Annotated in this window: 14 protein-coding genes and 1 pseudogene; 13 read left to right on the top strand and 2 right to left on the bottom strand. The window is 65.4% G+C overall.

The features are described 5' to 3' along the window. Window positions 1–139: 139 nt before the first annotated feature. From AB0I53_RS32810 to AB0I53_RS32760, 11 genes are all read left to right on the top strand, one after another. Window positions 140–1,102 (top strand): hypothetical protein, encoded by a 963-nt coding sequence (locus AB0I53_RS32810; RefSeq protein ID WP_358611744.1) that lies wholly within the window; start codon window positions 140–142, stop codon window positions 1,100–1,102. Then, window positions 1,099–1,890 carry a sugar phosphate nucleotidyltransferase gene (locus tag AB0I53_RS32805; RefSeq protein WP_358611741.1) on the top strand — a complete coding sequence of 264 codons (792 nt, stop codon included), beginning with the start codon at window positions 1,099–1,101 and terminating at the stop codon, window positions 1,888–1,890. The genes AB0I53_RS32810 and AB0I53_RS32805 overlap by 4 nt, the downstream gene beginning before the upstream one ends. 9 nt (window positions 1,891–1,899) lie before the next feature. Continuing rightward, window positions 1,900–2,550 (top strand): NUDIX domain-containing protein, encoded by a 651-nt coding sequence (locus AB0I53_RS32800; protein ID WP_358611738.1) that lies wholly within the window; start codon window positions 1,900–1,902, stop codon window positions 2,548–2,550. Window positions 2,551–2,568: 18 nt separating this feature from the next. Next, a complete protein-coding gene (gene wecB / locus AB0I53_RS32795) occupies window positions 2,569–3,675 on the top strand; it encodes a UDP-N-acetylglucosamine 2-epimerase (non-hydrolyzing) (RefSeq protein ID WP_358611735.1) in 1,107 nt (368 codons plus the stop codon). Between the two features lie 90 nt (window positions 3,676–3,765). Next, window positions 3,766–4,563, top strand: a complete 798-nt coding sequence (locus tag AB0I53_RS32790) for a class I SAM-dependent methyltransferase (RefSeq protein ID WP_358611732.1) — start codon at window positions 3,766–3,768, stop codon at window positions 4,561–4,563. Next, window positions 4,560–5,396: a creatininase family protein gene (locus AB0I53_RS32785; protein ID WP_358611729.1), complete on the top strand. Its 837-nt coding sequence runs from the start codon at window positions 4,560–4,562 to the stop codon at window positions 5,394–5,396. The genes AB0I53_RS32790 and AB0I53_RS32785 overlap by 4 nt, the downstream gene beginning before the upstream one ends. Continuing rightward, window positions 5,380–6,147: a phytanoyl-CoA dioxygenase family protein gene (locus AB0I53_RS32780; protein WP_358611726.1), complete on the top strand. Its 768-nt coding sequence runs from the start codon at window positions 5,380–5,382 to the stop codon at window positions 6,145–6,147. The genes AB0I53_RS32785 and AB0I53_RS32780 overlap by 17 nt, the downstream gene beginning before the upstream one ends. Window positions 6,148–6,151: 4 nt before the next feature. Beyond that, complete coding sequence (locus AB0I53_RS32775; protein WP_358611723.1) at window positions 6,152–6,802, top strand: Sua5/YciO/YrdC/YwlC family protein; 651 nt, start codon at window positions 6,152–6,154, stop codon at window positions 6,800–6,802. 283 nt (window positions 6,803–7,085) lie between these two features. Then, window positions 7,086–7,238 carry a hypothetical protein gene (locus AB0I53_RS32770; RefSeq protein WP_358611721.1) on the top strand — a complete coding sequence of 51 codons (153 nt, stop codon included), beginning with the start codon at window positions 7,086–7,088 and terminating at the stop codon, window positions 7,236–7,238. Window positions 7,239–7,387: 149 nt separating this feature from the next. Next, window positions 7,388–9,382 (top strand): ABC transporter ATP-binding protein, encoded by a 1,995-nt coding sequence (locus AB0I53_RS32765; RefSeq protein WP_358611718.1) that lies wholly within the window; start codon window positions 7,388–7,390, stop codon window positions 9,380–9,382. Between the two features lie 253 nt (window positions 9,383–9,635). Continuing rightward, complete coding sequence (locus AB0I53_RS32760) at window positions 9,636–10,307, top strand: GNAT family protein (protein WP_358611715.1); 672 nt, start codon at window positions 9,636–9,638, stop codon at window positions 10,305–10,307. A 617-nt stretch (window positions 10,308–10,924) separates the two neighbouring features. Here AB0I53_RS32760 and AB0I53_RS32755 read toward each other — a convergent pair. Next, window positions 10,925–11,818: a transcriptional regulator gene (locus AB0I53_RS32755; RefSeq protein WP_358611829.1), complete on the bottom strand. Its 894-nt coding sequence runs from the start codon at window positions 11,816–11,818 to the stop codon at window positions 10,925–10,927. Window positions 11,819–11,959: 141 nt separating this feature from the next. After that, window positions 11,960–12,142: pseudogene (locus AB0I53_RS32750) on the bottom strand (helix-turn-helix transcriptional regulator); the annotation flags it as partial. 783 nt (window positions 12,143–12,925) lie between these two features. On the opposite strand from AB0I53_RS32750, the gene AB0I53_RS32745 reads away from it, so the two are divergent. Together AB0I53_RS32745 and AB0I53_RS32740 are read left to right on the top strand one after the other, a co-directional pair. Continuing rightward, window positions 12,926–13,294, top strand: a complete 369-nt coding sequence (locus tag AB0I53_RS32745) for a hypothetical protein (protein ID WP_358611712.1) — start codon at window positions 12,926–12,928, stop codon at window positions 13,292–13,294. Window positions 13,295–13,612: 318 nt separating this feature from the next. Beyond that, window positions 13,613–13,762 carry a hypothetical protein gene (locus tag AB0I53_RS32740; RefSeq protein ID WP_358611709.1) on the top strand — a complete coding sequence of 50 codons (150 nt, stop codon included), beginning with the start codon at window positions 13,613–13,615 and terminating at the stop codon, window positions 13,760–13,762. Window positions 13,763–13,879: the final 117 nt, after the last annotated feature.

Genomic DNA, 13,879 nt, shown 5'->3' with positions numbered 1-13,879 from the left:
GAGATGGACGTCCCACGCCGGAGACCTGGCGTTCACGGTAACCGCGCCACCAACGTGGGCCGAGGAGCAACAACGCTACCTTGCCCAGTACCTGCCCGGTCGTCTCGGAGATCGTGAGCTGGGAACCTTCCACCTGGACGTGCACGTCAACGACGCGGGCTGCCACCAGATCGTCTGGCAGGCCACACATCCGCCGATCGCCAGGCGCATCGAGCCGGTGCCCGGCGTGGTTCTCCTGGAAACACTTACATCCTCCGGTGCACGCTGCTACGCCGTCGCCGCCGACGGTCTGGAACACCAAGCCAGGGCCTATGCAGTGCGGGTGCACGACCGGCATATCGAGCTGTATCTGCACCGGACGGCACGCAAGCCGCATGGCTACCCACTTCGCCTGATGCGGGAAGCCATGCTGCGCACCTACGAAGAGCACGGCGACGTCGTCTTCCACGCGGCGGGAGCCGACCTCGACGGGCGTGGTGTGATGATCTGCGGGCCACGCTCGGCGGGCAAGACCACCCTGCTGACCTGCCTACTCCGGGTCACGCGCGGTGACCTGCTGTCCAATGATCGACTTATCCTTGACCGCCGCGGACGCATGGTCGCGGTACCGCTGCCTGTTCCGGTGGCGCGCGGCACCATCGATGCAGTCCCCGAACTGGGCAACGCGGTTCGAGCGCTGTCTCGTCCGCAACGCGACGTGGGCGAGTTGCCCACAACGTTCGGTGCCACCGCGAAAGCCGAGTTCAGCGCGCAGGAGTACACCACGGCACTCGGCACATCGCTTGCGGCCGGTTCGTGGCTGCGGACCATCATCGTGCCGCACCTCGCCGATACCACCGAGCCCACGCGGACACGCCTGCTCCCGGTCGAGGAAGCCCAGCAAATGCTGGCGGCCAACTGCTTCACCCCGCACGACGAGTTCTGGATCCGGCCCTGGCTGGTGCCGCGCACGACACCAGACGCCGAACTTCACCGCCACTCTCAGCAGCTCACACAACAGCTCGCAGCAGACATCCCGTGCTTCGAAGTCAGCTTCGGTGTCCGTAACCCGCTGGATCAACTCGACAAGGCCGTCCTGGACCTGCTGAGGAACCCCCAATGAACACGCCACCATTCCCCGCCGTCGTAACGGCAGCGGGAGCCGCCACCCGCTTCCACCCGTTCTCAGCAGCCGTGCCCAAGGAAATGCTGCCGTTGGGCCATACCCCAGCGGTCGAGCACGTGATCGTCGAATGCCTTAACGCCGGGGCGACCGAGGTCATCGTCGTCACCCGCCCTGGCGATCACGTCATTCCCGCCTACGTACGCAGCCTGCGCGAGGACGGCCTGCCCGTCGAGACTGAAGAGGAAGACCTCAGCCATGGCTACGGCAACGCTACACCGCTTTTGACCGTTCGTGATCGCCTGTCGGCCTGCGAGACCTTCGCCGTTGCCTTCGGCGATGACATCCTGCTTGGCGAACAGCCGTGTGGATGGAACCTCGCCACTATGCACGACCGGATGCACCACGACGTGGAGGCAGTCATCGCCGCTCAGCGCATCCACCCGAGCAAGACCCGCTCATTCGGCATCATCGACACCAACCCAGCGCACGCCGAACAGGTCGCCGCGATTCGGCAACGGCCCGACCCGCGGACCGTAGCCGAACCCCTTGCGGTGGTCTCCCGTCTGATCCTGCGCCCGTCGATCCTCGACCGGCTTGTGCCCACCGAGCTGGCTCGTGGCGAAGTCGACCTGGGTATCGCCGCAGGCCAGCTCGCCACCGAGGCCAACGTGGGCGTGCATCGGATCGCGGGACACTGGGTCACCGTCGGCGACCCACGCCACTACCTCGACGCCATGCAAACCTACTGGCACCTGCACGCAACCGGGCCCGCCACGACCGGATAGGGATAACTCGTGAAACTGATCGACATCTTCGACGACCGCTACGAACACGTCGGCACCGAAGACAAGAAGGAGGCCCACCGCCAGGGCCTGTGGCACCGCACCTTCTCCGCACTCGCGCTCAACCCCACGAATCGCCGAGTACTGCTGCAGAAGAAGACGCCCGGCCGCTACACCTTCGACCGGCCCGACTACGCCGACATCACCGTCGGCGGGCACTACCACGCAGGCGAGGACATCCCCGAGGGCGTCCGCGAGGTACACGAAGAACTCGGCCTGCCCGTCACCTACACCGATCTCCACCCGATCGGCTTGCGACAAACCGCCGTGACGCTGGCACCGGACTACATCGAACGCGAATTCCAGCACTGGCACCTGCTACCGCTCGACGTAGACCTCGATGCCATCCCGCTCTCGGATGCCGAAGTCTCCGGCCTGGTGGATATCGATCTCGACGACGCGATCACCCTTGCCGACGGCGACGCCGACGCCGTTCCAGCTCGCTATGCCACCCGCACCGAGCGGGGCTTGACCTACACCGAAGGCAGCCTGTCCCGCACCGAACTCGTGCCCAACTACCTCAAGCTCGACCAGCTCTATCTACGCCTGTTCGTCGCCGCTCACCGCTACTGCGGCGGCGAGCGAGCACACCTGTTCTGGTAGCTAGCCCGGAGACGCCTCATGCGCATCGCGATCGTGGTGGGCACCCGCCCCGAAGCCATCAAACTCGCACCCGTCGCCGAACGCCTCGGCCCGGACGCGTTCATCATCCACACCGGACAGCACTACACCACCGGCATGACCGCGCACCTCACCCCGAGCCTCGTGCTGGATGCCCACCCCGATCGCAGGGCCACCCGAGGACACCAGCTCGGTTCCTGGACCAACGCCCTCGACCACGCCTTTCGTGAATACCGGCCCGACTCGGTGATCGTGCAGGGTGACACCACCTCAGCACTGGCCGGCGCGCTCGCCGCCAACACCACCGCCACCCCGCTGGTCCACATCGAAGCCGGGCTGCGCAGCTTCGACCGAGCCATGCCAGAGGAACACCACCGAGTCCTCATAGACCACCTCGCCGACCTCTGCTGCGCCCCCACACCGTTGGCACGCAACAACCTTCTCGCCGAATGCATCCCGCCCGAACGCATCAAGACCACGGGCAACACGATCGTCGAAGCCGTCACCACGGCCCTGCCCAGTCGCGACGACCAGGCCGCCATCCTCAACCAACTCGGACTCGCAGGTGAGCAGTTCGTCCTGGCGACGTTCCACAGGCCCGAAAACGCTGACAACCCTGGTGCGCTGGAAGTCATTCTGCGAGAACTCGCAGCCCTGCCAGTACCCGTGGTCTTCCCACTGCATCCCCGGACACAACGCCAGATCATGGCTTCCGACCTCGCAGAACTCGCTGGCAGGCTCCGCCTCACCGGCCCGCTCGACTACCCCGCACTGCTCTCGCTGATTCGACACGCAGCGATAGTGATCTCCGATTCCGGCGGCATCCAAGAAGAAGCCACCGTGCTCAAACGCCCCATCCTCGTCGTGCGACACAGTAACGAACGCCCCGAGGTCGAAGACCGCTTCGGCACCCGCCGCAGACCCGGCCCCGACATCAGCGCTGTCACCATGACTTGGCTGTCCGACCTCGACGCAATCCACGCACAGCTCGCCCACCTCCCCTCGCCATACGGCGAGGGCACCGCCTCCGCGCAGATCGTCCACGCCCTACGCGCCACCTTTGCGGGACAGCAACCAACCGAGCGTCATCTGCCGACAACCGCCTGACAACGGCCCAACGGCTAGGAGAACTTGTGCACCATGGCGGACACCCGAGCGGCCCGCCATGCACACCCAACACCTCGCAGGGAGCGTCGAATGAGTCTCTTCACTGGGACCGCCACCTACTACCGGCAGTTCCGTCCCGGCATTCCAGAGGACGTGGCAGTGGTTCTCGACCAGGCTGCCCCAGTACGCCCCAGCGGCCCCCGTCGGCTCCTGGACGTCGGCACTGGAACTGGCCTCGTGGTCGAGGCGCTCCTGGGCCGCTTCGACGACGTCATCGCGGTCGATAACGACGCCCACATGCTCGCTGCGGCCGAGTCGTCGCTGCGGCCGAAGTTGCCCGAGAACTCCCGCCTGAGCCTCGTGGAGAGCAGCGCCGAGGACTTCACCCCGCCTACCGGCTGGCAGGCCGAACTCGTCACCGTCTGCCGAGCGTTCCACTGGCTCGACCAAGCCACCATACTGACCCTCCTGGATCGCCAGGTTGCCCCGGATGGCACGGTCGCGATCTTTGCGGACAACAGCTTCTGGGCCGCGGGCAGCCCGTGGAAGGAAGCGGTCCGGGAGGTCATCAAAAGCTTCCTTGGGGAGCAGCGACGCGCCGGTGCCGGCACCTTCCAGCACCACAACCGCCCCTACAGCGAAATCATGCAGGAATCGCCCTTCAATGAGGTCGAGGAAGTACGGGTCCCCGTCCACCGCACCTGGACCACCGAGAGCATCCTCGGCTACCTCTACTCGACATCCTTTGCCGCACCCCACCTTTTCGGCGACCAGCTGAAGGAATTCGAGGCCGCGGTGAAGAACCGCCTGGCCGACTTCAGCGACAACGACACCTTCCCCGAGGACAACGAGTTCCTCATCCGTCTCGGACGGCGAGGCCGGAGATGACAGCCGCCGGCGAGAAGCAGTCATACGGAAAGCTGACGGCACCGCGCATCGCGGTGGAGCTGAGCGAGCGGTCGATCCTCTGCCTGCCGGTCGGATCGCTCGAACAGCATGGCCCTCATCTGCCGCTCAACACCGACACCGTGATCGCCGAGCGCTTCGCCGACCGCTTGGCCGCACACGTCACGCAGCGGCACGACGTATGGGTCGTGCCGCCCGTGCCCTACGGGCTGTCCCCGGAGCACGCGTGGTCGTCAGGCACCGTGACCCTGGACATCCCGCTCTACACCACGCTGATCGAGACGCTCGTAGCGGACTACCTCCGTTCTACCCCTGCACGAGCCGTGCTCATCGTCAACGGCCATGGTGGCAACAAGGGCGCCCTTGAAGCCCTCGTGCACCAGCTCCAACGCAAGCACGACGTGGCCATCTGCGTCGTGAACCCCGGCTCCGTTGCCGCTGGCCGGATTAAGACCGGCAACGAATTCCCCGAGGTCCACGCCGGCGTCCGGGAAACCTCGCTCATGCTCGCGCTTGCCCCCGACCACGTACGGCTGGATCTCCTCCCAAGCGACTCCTGCCCCGACCCTGGCCAACGGGAGGAGATCCAGCGTCTCGTCCTCGACCGGGGCGCGACTTGGCCGTGGTCGTCGGACGATCCCGCGATCTCCAAGAACGGCGTCATCGGCGGCGACCCACGCAAGGCCGATGCGGAATTCGGGCAGGCCCTCGTCGCCGCGGCCCTGGACGCGGGCGCCGCTGTCCTCGACCGGCTCGCGCCACCCGCCCCTCACGAACCGACCGACCATCGGAGAACTCATGCTCCTCACCGCTGATGAGAAGGCCGCTTTCAAACGGGACGGCGTCGTCATACGACGCGGGGCGGTCGCTCCCAACCTGGTCAAACGCGCGGTGTCCCTCATCGATGAGCAGTACCGCGAAGAGCTGACCCCCGACGCCATACCCGCGTACACCCAACGCACCTTTGTGCCGAATCTAGGAAACCACCCCGAGATCCTCGCCCTCTACGCGGAGACCGAGGCCGCACAACTGGCCTCCGACCTTCTGGGCGACACAAGTCCGGTCACCACCACCCAAATCCAGATACGTGTGCCCGAACACGAATTCCCCGGCGTGCAGCAGGCCAAGGCGATGCACGTCGACGGCGTTTCCTGCCCCCACCTCGATCCACGAGAACTGCGCACCTTCTCCTTGCTCGTCGGCGTTGTCCTGTCCGACATCAAGGATCCGAAAGGTGGTGCACTGCACTACCTGCCCGGCGGACACCTCACCATGGCCCGCTGGTTCGCCAACGAGTGGTCACTCGGGATGACAGACCAGGTACCGCCGGAGATCGACCGTGAGCACGGAACGCCCCTACTCGGTGCACCCGGGGACGTCCTGCTCATGCATCACCTCGTCCCGCACTCGGTCGCGCACAACCTCATGCCACTCCCCCGGGTGATGGCGTACTTCCGGGTCTCCCATCCAGACCACGCAACCCGTCGACTCGAAGCCCTCCGCGACCCCTGGCTCGACTACCCGCCCCTCACCGATGCGCCCTCCTCCACGACTTCCCAGGAGTAGCCGCATGCGCGTCACCAGCCCCAACGAACTCGACACCGCAGTCCGCGCGATCGAGGCCGGAGAACTGATCATCGTCCCCACACAGCGCTGGTACATGATCTGCACCGACGCGAGCAATGGGGACGCGTGCGACACCATCTTCAAGGGAAAACGACGCCCCAGCACCAAGTCCCTCGCTTACGTCGCTCCCTCACTCACTGCCTGCGAGGAGCACTTCCAACTCAGCGATGAGGCACGGAAACTCGCCAAGATGTTCTGGCCCGGCGACCTTGCACTGCTCCTGCCATGGCGCAACCCGGAAGACGCCGCTCGGTATGTGGCAGTCGGCTCCCCAGCACTCACCACCGTGGCTCCGGGATTCCTCGGTGAACTCGCAGCGAGGTCGAACGTTCCCGTCGCCGCGACCACCGCGAACATCTCCGGAGACGCCGGCCCGGACGACCGTGGTCCCGCTGTGATCCTCGACGAGGTACAGGCCTTCCTCGCAACCTCCGGCCTCACGGTCTCCGTCATCGTCGACGGCGGCGTCTGTCCCACCGCCAACCACATGACGATCATCGACTGCTTCACCCCGGAAGCGAAACTCGTACGCACTGGCCTGGTTCACCAGCGTGCTGTCGCTGCGGCTCTTGGCCGAGAGGTCCAGGCTTCCTGATGGTGAAAACGCCTTTCTCGGCCGAACCTCACCGATGCAAACCGGGCAATGCCCGTCAACGAAGTCGCAAGCCAGGTAAGCTCCAGCTCCCGGCCCCAGGGCTTCGGCGCCGCGCGAGCCATCGTCGTTGCTCACTCAATCCAGCGAATCACGATGTTTCTCACGCTGGCGGCAGGTAGTCCTGAAGCGCAGCAACCACTCATCGACCGTTGATCAACGCTGGCCGCAGATTCAGCGCGATCGTCGGCCTTCTCTCGAGGTGATCTCGATAAAACCGACAATGATGGGAAACGCACGAGACTACCGCGAGGCCCTCGGGTTGCCGCTGATCCAGCATCTCGCCGAACTCACCGACCAGTACGGGCTCCCGCACGACGATGAACCCGATGACGGCCCCGCCGGCAACGAGACCGAATCAGCCGCGGAGACCGCCTGAAACCACGCCCGGCGACGGCCGGCCTCCGGCAGAGCCGGACGTCGTGCGGTCACCTCCGGCATCCAGCAGGGGCCGGTTCGCGACACACCACTCGCGTGCCGGTCTCGGCGGCATCCTGTCATTGCGAACGGGGAGGATCAGAACCGCTGATGTCTCAGCAGCAGGCCCAGGCCACAGCCCCGACAGAATCCTCGGCACCCGGTGATCGCGCCGCAGGGCACCCGGGAACGCTGATCGGTGTCGATGACCTCGAACCACCCCGGTGGGCTTCGGTCGATGAGCAGGTCGCTGACGCAAGCCTGTGGCAGACGCTGCGGGAATTGCCCGCCACGGCCGCGATCATCGTGCGCTTGTCCTGGGCCACCGCGCCGCGCTTGACGCTGCTGGCCGGCGTCGTCCAGTTGCTGTCCGGATGCACGACCGCCTTCGGGCTGTTCGCCACCGCCAACGCACTGACCGTACTGCTGGAATCCGGCCCCACCCCGCAACGGGTTATCGACTCGCTTCCGGCCATCGCCGTCGTAGTCGCCTCGTTCGCGCTGCGCGGGCTGCTGGACACCGCCGTCAGCGCCGTGCAGGGCACGCTGACACCACGGGTACGGCACGCCGCCCAGGATGAGATCAACACCGCCGTCGCCGGTGTCGCCCTGATCACCTGGGAGGACGCCGATTTCCGCGAGCTCGCCCGCCAGGGCGGCTATCACGGTGTGCTGGCTACGGAAAACAGTGTCCGCAACATCGCCGAAGTCACCTCCTCCCTGGTGTCCCTGACCGCAGCTGTGGTCACGACAGGGCTTCTCAGCCCCTGGCTGGTTCCGGTCCTGCTGCTAGCCACCGCCGCCGACGCCTGGGCGGCCATGACCAGCGCCAAACTCGGCTACCGCTCGTTTCTGAGCATGGTCTCCCGCCGGATGCGGCTGCACGTCGTCGAAAACCTCCTCGTCGCCCGCGATGTGGCCGCCGAACGCACAGCATTGACCCTGCACGATGTCCTGCTGACCGAGCACCGGCGCGTCGCCACCGACGTCACCAACGAAGCGATCCGCCTGGAACACCGCAAAAGCCTCGTCCGCCTACTCGGGCGCACTCTGTCCGGTACCGGCACCGGACTCGCCTACATCGTGCTGGGAATCCTGCTGTATCTGACGGTGATGCCACTGGGACTGGCCGGCGCCGCCGTGATGGCGATGCGCACCGCCACCTCCGCACTGACCAGCACCATGGTCGCGATCAACCGGCTCTACGAACACTCCTTCTACCTGCGCTTCTACGAAAAACTGCTCCACGAGGCACGCGGACACCACCCGCCGGTCTCGGAAATCACCGCGCCACGCGACCCCGAAACCATCCGACTGGACAACGTCTCCTTTACCTACCCCGGCCAAGACCAGCCAGCACTGCACAACATCAACCTGACGCTGCGCCGAGGCGAAGTGATCGCCCTGGTCGGCGAAAACGGATCCGGCAAAACCACCCTCGGCAAAATCCTCACCGGCCTCTACCCACCCACGCACGGGACCGTCTGGTGGGATGACGTCGACCTGGCCACCGCCGACACCCGCTCGGTCTACGAGCAGATCGCTGTGATCGCCCAGGAACCCGCACGCTGGCCCATGATCGCCGGAACCAACATCCGCATCGGGCGCCTGGACTGCGCCACACATGACGCAGCATGGCATGCAGCCGTTTCAAAGTCAGGAGCCGACGAAGTGCTCAACGCCCTACCACACGGCGAAAAGACGGTGGTATCCAAACAGTTTCGGCAAGGCCAAGACCTCTCCGGCGGCCAATGGCAACGCATCGGCGTCGCCCGCGGCATCTACCGTGACGCCGCTATCCTCGTCGCTGACGAGCCCACCGCCGCACTCGACGCGAAAGCCGAGGCACGCGTATTCGCCGGGCTTCAACACGCCACCAACATCAGCCGCTCGGCCAACAGCGACCGCGCCACCAGAACCACCGTGCTGGTCACACACCGCCTCGCCAACGTATCCCGTGCCGACCGCATCCTCGTTCTCGATCAAGGCCGCATCGTCGAGTCCGGCACGCATCAGGAACTCATGGCGCTCGGCAGCCACGGCCATTATCACCAGCTGTACTCACTCCAAGCGCAGGCCTACCGAAACGCCGCCGATACCCTATGACGTCGATCGCACCAGAACATCACGGCCTCTCCAGACAACAGGCACTGTCCGGCAGCCGTCGACCTGGCCAGGCAAACCAACTTCCACCACACTCACAAGAGCCCGACGACACCGAGACAGACGAACGCCGCGGCGAACCCGAATCCGCAGTCCGCCTGCTGCTCACACGCGAGAACTTCGCACGGCACCTCCCGGACTGGCCCGTGGCGGTAGAGGGCCTGCAGCCGTGCCTCCCGCTGTTGGGAATCAGCCCATGACCGAGCTGGCTGACCGGATAGATCCATGGCCCTTTCGACACCTCGTGCTACGCACACCGCGGTTGGAACTCCGGCCGGATGACGACGAAGGGTTGCTCGAACTCGCCGAAGTCGCGGTCGCGGGGGTACACCCTCCGGAGGGGCTGCCGTTGGGCAGGTTGTGGCGCGACGAATCGACCGAGGACATCGCCCGGGGCTTGGTGCAGGCGCTCTGGCGTGATCGCGCGAACCTCAGCCCTGTGGACTGGTCGCTGAACTTCCTCGTCCGCCAAGGCGGCCAGGTGATCGGGTTCCAAGGTATCTCCGCCAACCAGTTCGCGGTCAAGCGCGAAGTCGCCACCGCATCATGGCTCGGGATGCCATTTCAGGGTAAGGGATTCGGTACCGAGGCCCGTACGGCCGTACTCACCATGGCCTTCGACTACCTCGCCGCCGTTCAGGCACGCACCACCGCCTGGGAAGACGCGCACGCCTCCCAGCAGGTCAGCCGTAAGCTCGGGTATCGCCCAGACGGCACCGAGCGCGGCGTGCGACGCGGACGACCCAGCTCGTTCATACGAATGCTGTTGCGCTGCAGCGACTTTGACCATCACCGACCGACGTGGCCGCTAGAGGTTGAAGGTCTGCAGCCCTGCTTACCGCTTCTCGGTACCGACCAGCCGCGATGATCCGGACGACAACTCGGAGCACATTGGAGCACGCCGTCGTGGGATTGGTGTTGCGCAAGTCGACGGTGCCCGCTGCATAGACACCCAAAGTCCGGATCGTTGCGAAGCGACGCTGGTGGCGGCCGGCGACTCTTCAGCCAATGCCGCTACTAACGCCACAAGATCAGCACGTAGTGGCGCCGCAGTTGTCCGTACGTGTGTTGGTGGACTCTTGCGCCTGCGGAATGTTCCGAACTTGTCAGACATCGAGCCCACAGTGCTGGGCTGTGTAGTACTCCGCCGTCACCCGATCATCGAACCGCAGTTCTTGCGGCCGCGTGGTGTGCACGATCTGGTTCACCCGCACACCGCCGGACTCGGCGATATCCCGCGAACCGACCTCTCGCGGCGCAACCTGAGCCCGTGGTCACGTTGGTCACCATCTCCCCGATGCGCACGGCAGGGCCGGCTGCCCCGGAGATCCGCGAGCACGGCGTGATCGTGGGCGATGTCGACTTCGAGAGTAAGCAACCATGTGCCGAAAGAAACCTTGCTGCGATCCTTGGTCCGCAGACGAGCCGTAGCCCCGTTTCCCGGATCAGGGCAACGGGGCTTCAGGCTTGCGAAAGGCGTACGCGCTAAGGGAGTTGGGCGTTCTGAACGCCTGCCCACGCGGCTAGGCGTGCCACCGGATCTGCACGGCGACGTGCTGTCGCGAGGTTTCGGATCGTCTCGTGAACCATCGGGTGGTACTTCGCTTGCTGCGGAGCGATTTCCTTTGCTTTGTACAGGCTCTGGGTTGCCTTCTCGTGATCGCCGTGCAGTAAAAAGCCTCGCGCTACGTCGATCCAGTGGTGCCCGGATCGTTCACGCTGGGTGTGCGTGGGGATCTCGAAGCGCTCGGAACGCTTCACCGCTTCAGTGCCGTCGAGCGCTTCAACGGCGAGTCCCACTGACCAGATGTTGACGTTCGTCGGCCCGAAGCACAGGCGGTAGTCATCGCGGTCGACTCCGAGCCGCTGGGCGGCTTCCTGGGCTTCCCGCCAATGGGCGTCAGCGCTGGCGAGGTTTCCGGATCGGGCAGCGGCCAGGCCGGACTTGAGGTGCAGGTTGCCCCACACGGCTATCGCCGGCGCATCGTCGCCGCGGACACGGTCTTCGATCCGCGCACGACTCTGTTCAAGCAGTCGAAGGGCGCTGTCCCAGTCGGCTGCGCCTATCATCTCGCCTGCGCGTTGGTAGTGTCCAACTAGGACAGCGAGTTCGTCGCCGCTACGTTCGGCCGCCCACTCATAGCGGTCAACCGCCACCGACGACAGGTCGATGTAGCCGAGCTTGTATGCGGCCTGACTTGCCGCGTAGTACGCCTCGGCGAGCAGCCAGTACGCCCGCTCTTGATCGGTACCTGAACTACTCCAGACCTTCGCCCGTAGTTCGTTCAGTAGGCCGGGAAGTTCAGCGCCGAGGGCGTCCAGATTGACTGCGTGGCGGTGGCCGGATGCCTGGGCGACAGCGGCGGCCAATTGATCCATTGGCCGGGGGCGAACCGACTCGTCCGGTGGAATGCTGTAGGCCGCAAGTTCTCGCCTCAACGGCGGAATCGTGGAATGCACTCGGTGTTCGGCCCGGCTATGGCGGTGCTCAAAGGGTTGTCCGAGTAGGTCGGCGACCCCGGTATTCAGAGCCCGTGCCACTGCCGAGACGAAGGCTGGCGATGCTGGAGCCCTGCCCTGCTCAACCTTACGAACAAGGGATGCGGAGAGGTTGGCCCTCTCGGCCAGGCGCTCCTGTGTAAGCCCTGCCAGCTTCCGTGATTGGGCGACTCGTCGTCCTATGCCGTCTTCTGGCTGGTCCATCACGCTGCCCTCCGGCTGTCGGTCGCGTGCTTACACGGCATTTTACCGCCTCCACCCCGGTCTCGATCTTTGTCAATTTTTTGTCAGTTCGCGCCCGCGAGTAGTCATAACGTCACGGTTTGTATCTGCACGGTAGACCCCTGGGGAGGTCGTCATGAACACAACGGAGCTGATCAGCACGCCAGCCGCTGGTGAGGATCGCGTGCTCCATCGGTAACAGGACCGCCGGCCGCGTTGTACCCCCAGGTGGCGTGGCCGGGCGATGAGGCGGGTGGCGCAGCGTCGAGTCCGACGGAGCTTCCAGGACTCCCAGACTCCGCGCGCCGCCCGCCGCCCCTCAAGCAGATCGAGGTGAGCGATGACTCTGCAATCCCAACGCCTGTTCATCACGTGGTTCAGGAGTGGCGCCGACGGCCGCAGCTATGCGGTCACCGACGAGGAGGCGACACGGGCATGCCACGGCGGGCGGGACGCCCAGGCAGTCTGCGGTCACTCGGTCACGCCGGTCTCGCTGACCGTCCCCTCAGGCAGACGTTGCCATCGGTGCGAACTCTACGTTCGGGCCCGCGCCACGATGACCGGCTTCGATCTCGAGTCGGACCGGCGTCGTCATCGCCACCGCAAGTCGTCGCTGATGCGGCGTCTGCTCCACAGACGTTCTGGTCGGTCCGTCACTCCGTGTGCCCCCGAACGGACTGGCCAGAGCTTGGCCACGGTGGGCCTGTCGCGGTGAACCCCCGACACCGGCAGGCCCGCCGTGTACCACCACCTCAAGGAATGCTCATGCCGCCGACGCCATTCACCAGCGAAGAAGCCCCGCACCACGACGCCCTCCTGCGGGCGATTGACGCAGGGTTCCAATTCCTGCACCTGAGCGAGGGCGAAGGCCAGGAGATCGCCGCGATCTACGCCGAGCGGTGGTGCAGCTACGGCGTGGTCGAAAGCTTCACGATCCGCGGGATGAACGAAGCCAGCTCGGCGCGGATCAGAACCGAGGACTATCCGGACGGCGACCCGTTGTGGCAACACACTGGGAGTGTCGAGGCGGTCATCACCGAGCTGCTGGCATTGCCGCCGCACGGTTTTCCCGGAGCGCCGACGATCAGCCGACGTAGGTTCAGTGGCCTGTTGCTGCTGCCTGGAACTCTCTGATGCCCGGTAGGCCGGTGGTCATCGTGGGTAGGCATGCGGCCGATCGGGCGCCTGACGGCTTTGTAACGGCCTGGTCCGGTGACCTCAGTGGCGACCTGCCGACGCGGGTCTTGCCGCAGGTGGAGGAACGCCCACTCCACCGGAAGTTTGCGGAGCCGACTCGACGGCAGCTGATGCAGATCTTCGAAGGACTGCGACGGATTCTCTGAGCCAGCAGTCCGGGACTTCCTCCGGGCAGGCAATGGTGCCTGAACGGAGGTAGGCAGCGCTGGCGACTCGCGCCGGCGTGAACAACGAGCAACGAAAGGAGGGAAGCAGATGGAAGAGCAGAGCAACCTGGTGCTCGGCGTGCGGAACGTGTCGGTCGTGCGTGATCGCGTGGACCTCTCGCACGGGGACCCGTCCAAGTCCGGAGGTGGCGACGGTCACGGCGATTCGGGCGGCGACGGGCTGAACATCCCGGAGTAACCGCGAAGTGACGGTGGGCAGACCGAGGCGCGCTCGTCGGTCTGCCCACCTTTCTTACGAATGGAGGGATTTGTGGACCACATTCTGATCGAGTCGATCGAGAAAGCGTTGGGGTGG

Source organism: Saccharopolyspora sp. NPDC050389 (genome assembly GCF_040655595.1).
Lineage (GTDB): Bacteria > Actinomycetota > Actinomycetes > Mycobacteriales > Pseudonocardiaceae > Saccharopolyspora.
The sequence above is the reverse complement of the archived record's forward strand: the minus strand, read 5'-3'. Positions and strand labels throughout refer to the sequence as shown.